Below are 222 nucleotides of genomic sequence, written 5' to 3' on the forward strand. Positions count from 1 at the left end.
GAATTTCTCGGAATTGCCGAAGAAACCGGCCTGATCGTCCAGATGGGCGAATTCGTCATACGCCGCGCCCTCAGCGAAATGGCCGCCTGGAAAGGCGATTTTCGTATTTCGATCAATCTCTCGCCCAGCCAGATCCGCTCGGTCGATCTTCTTCCCACCATCGCCGAGGCGATTGCCGAGACCGGGATCGATCCCCACCGGATCGAATTCGAGATTACCGAA

The 222-nt window shown here is 56.8% G+C and carries 1 protein-coding gene; it reads left to right on the forward strand.

Annotation, left to right across the window (positions count from 1 at the left end; all coding sequences use genetic code 11):
• A partial coding sequence (locus tag A3736_RS08360; protein ID WP_156502049.1) for an EAL domain-containing protein occupies window positions 1-222 on the forward strand: 222 nt, incomplete at both ends.

Source organism: Erythrobacter sp. HI0063 (assembly GCF_001635685.1).
Taxonomy (GTDB): domain Bacteria; phylum Pseudomonadota; class Alphaproteobacteria; order Sphingomonadales; family Sphingomonadaceae; genus Qipengyuania.